The sequence below is a fragment of the Nocardia sp. NPDC003963 genome (assembly GCF_053605105.1).
In genome coordinates this window covers 1-3,388 of the sequence record NZ_JBSGIP010000110.1, presented here as the reverse complement: position 1 = coordinate 3,388, position 3,388 = coordinate 1, and the positions used below count along the sequence as shown (strand labels likewise).

Annotated in this window: 1 protein-coding gene; it reads right to left on the bottom strand. The window is 66.1% G+C overall.

Annotated elements, in window-relative coordinates:
* Positions 1-3,388: amino acid adenylation domain-containing protein (locus tag ACWEWT_RS38515; RefSeq protein WP_452565892.1), on the bottom strand; the 3,388-nt coding region annotated here is incomplete at both ends.

The following is a 3,388-nucleotide window of genomic DNA, read 5'->3' as shown; positions in this document are numbered from 1 at the left end:
GCGCCAGCACCGCCGACTCGATCTCACCCAGCTCGATCCGCTGACCACGGAACTTCACCTGGAAATCGGTACGACCCAGATATTCGAGCACCGGCCGAGCATCAGCATGCGAATCGGTCCGGACCCAGCGCACCAGGTCACCGGTGCGGTACATCCGCTGACCCGCATCGAACGGGCTCGCCACGAAGCGGTCCGCGGACAGATCCGGACGGGTCACATAACCACGCGCCAGCTGATCACCCGCCAGATACAACTCACCCACCACACCCGCGGGTACCGGCCGCAACCGCGAATCCAGCACATACACACGGCTGTTCCACTGCGGCACACCGATCGGCACACTCACGGTCTCATCACCCGTGGCCTGCCAATACGTGATCGACACAGCGGCCTCGGTCGGACCATACAAGTTGTGCACCGCGGCACCGGAAATCGCATGCATCGCAGTCACGGTCTCCGGGGGCAGAGCCTCACCGATCACGAAGACGTGCTCGAGACTCCGGATCGCCTCCGCCGGCGTATGCGCGGCGAACACGCTCAGCATCGACGGCACGAAATCGGTCACCGTCACCTGCCGCTCGGCGATAACCCGGGCCAGGTACTCCGTATCCCGGTGACCGTCCGGGGTCGCAACAATCAGATGCGCGCCCGCCGCCAACGGCAGGAAATAACCCCACAACGACACATCGAACGTCGTCGCCGTCTTCTGGAGGTACACATCGGATTCACCGAGCGGGTACTGGGCCAGCATCCACGCGACCTGATTACCGATCGCCGAATGCGCGACAGCCACACCCTTCGGACGACCCGTCGAACCGGATGTGAAGATCACATACGCCGTATTCGACGAACGCAGCGGCAACAACCGATCCACATCGGTCACCACAGAGTCGGCATACCCCGACACATCCAGAGTGTCCAACGCCAGCACCGGAACACCCGAATCCTCGGGCACCGCACCGGAATCAACCGTCGTAGTCAGCACACACAACGGCGAAGCCGTGTCCAGGATGTAACCGATCCGCTCCGCCGGATGCGCCGGATCCAGCGGCACATACGCACCACCGGCCGCCACCACCGCATACATACCGACAACCAGATCCACCGACCGCGACACCAGCAACCCGACCAAAGTCTCCGGACCCACACCCTGCGCAATCAGATGCCGCGCCAACTGATTCACCCGACCCGCGAACTCGCCATAGGACAGACTCGTCCCCTCGAACGAGATCGCCACCCGATCCGGATGCGCCGCAGCGGCGGCATCGAACCCGTCCAACAGCAGACCGCCCGGCACTTCGTGCTCGGTGGCATTCCACTCGGTCAGCACCCGAGTGCGCTCCACCGGCGCCAGGACTTCCAGGTCCCCGACCGCGGTTTCCGGCGCGTCGACGATCTCCCGGAGCAAACGCGCGAACCGGCCCGCGAAACCTTCCACCGTGGCGTGATCGAACAGGGCCGTGGCATAGGTCAGGTAACCCGCCACCCCCTGTGCCGCACCCGTCTCGTCGTAGGAATCACCCAGCACGAGGTTCAGGTCGAACTGCGACATCTCGGTGTCGACATCCACACCCGATACCGTCAGACCCGGCAGCTCCAGACTCGACTGCGCCACGTTCTGGAACGTGAAACCGACCTGGAACAGCGGATGCCGCGACTGCGAACGCGCCGGGTTGAGCACCTCCACCAGCCGCTCGAACGGCACATCCGCATGCGCGAACGCCGCGATATCGATCTCCCGCTGTCGCAGCAGCAGATCGGCGAAGGATTCCGCACGGTCGAGTTCGGTCCGGAACACCAGCGTGTTCACGAACATACCGATCAGATCATCCAGCGCCCGCTCACCACGACCCGCGACGGGCGTACCGATAGTGATGTCGTCACTGCCCGACAGCCGGGCCAGCAATACGGCCAGCGCCGAGTGCACGACCATGAACACGGTCGCGTTCCGCTGCTGCGCGACCCGCACCAGCCCCGCATGGATCTCGGCGTCGATCGCGATATCGACCCGGCTGCCGGCGAAGGACTGCGCCGCCGGACGCGGCCGATCGGTCGGCAGATCCAGCTGATCCGGTACCCCGGCCAGCGCCGACTGCCAGTAGGTGAGCTGTGCGGCGGCCAGGGATTCCGGATCGGCTTCGTCGCCCAGCAGTTCGCGCTGCCACAGCGCGTAATCGGCGTACTGCACCGGTAGTGCGGACCACCCCGGCAGCTCACCGGCGGTCCGGGCCGCGTACGCGATCATCAGGTCCCGCGTGAGCGGGCCCACCGATGAACCGTCGGCGGCGATATGGTGCACCACCATCGCCAGTACGTGTTCACCGGAACCGATCGCGAGGAGCAGGATCCGCACCGGCGCCACCTCGGTGACATCGAAACCGGCCGACATCAGCTCGGCGATCCGGGCGACCGGATCGGTGGCGGTGGTGACCTCGAGACCGCTGCCGATCACTCGTCCGACCGGCAGGACCTCTTGGTACGGCAGCTCGTCCCGACCCATCGGATACCGGGTGCGCAATGATTCGTGCCGCTCGAGTACATCGGCGACCGCGCCGCGCAACGCGTCCACATCCAGCTCACCGGACAACCGGATCGCCATCGGCAGGTTGTAGGCCGCCGACTCCTGATCGAACCGGTTCAGGAACCACATCCGCTGCTGCGCCAACGACAACGGCACCCGCTCCGGCCGCTCCCGCCGCGCCAGCACCGGCAGATCACCACGCCCCGAAGCGGACTCGGCCGCAGCGGCCAGCGCGGCCACGGTGGAAGCCTCGAACAGCGTCCGCACCGCGACCTTGGTGTCCAAGGCCGCCCCCAGCCGGGCCGCGACCTGGGTCGCGATCAGCGAGTTACCACCCAGGGCGAAGAAGTCGTCGTCGGCACCGACGCGTTGCACACCGAGCACGTCGGCGAAGACTCCGGCGACGATCTCCTCGATCGGCGTCGACGGCGCCCGGAACTCCCGGGTCTCGAACACCGGCGCCGGCAACGCCTTACGATCCAGCTTCCCGGAGGTGTTCAAGGGGAACGCGTCCAGCTCCATGACCGCAGCCGGAACCATATAAACCGGCAGCACCTCACGCAGCGCATCCAGCAACACACCGGACTCGATCCGCGCACCGGGCGCGGGCACCACATAGGCCACCAGCTGCTCACCCAGATCCGACGCCGCCACCGTCACCACAGCCTGGCTCACCACCGACTGCGCCAACACAGCCGACTCGATCTCACCCAGCTCGATCCGCTGACCACGGAACTTCACCTGGAAATCGGTACGACCCAGATACTCGAGGACCGGCTGCGGATCGGTATCCGAATCGGTCCGGGCGTGCGCCCAGCGCACCAGGTCACCCGTGCGATACATCCGCCGACCCGCATCGAACGGACT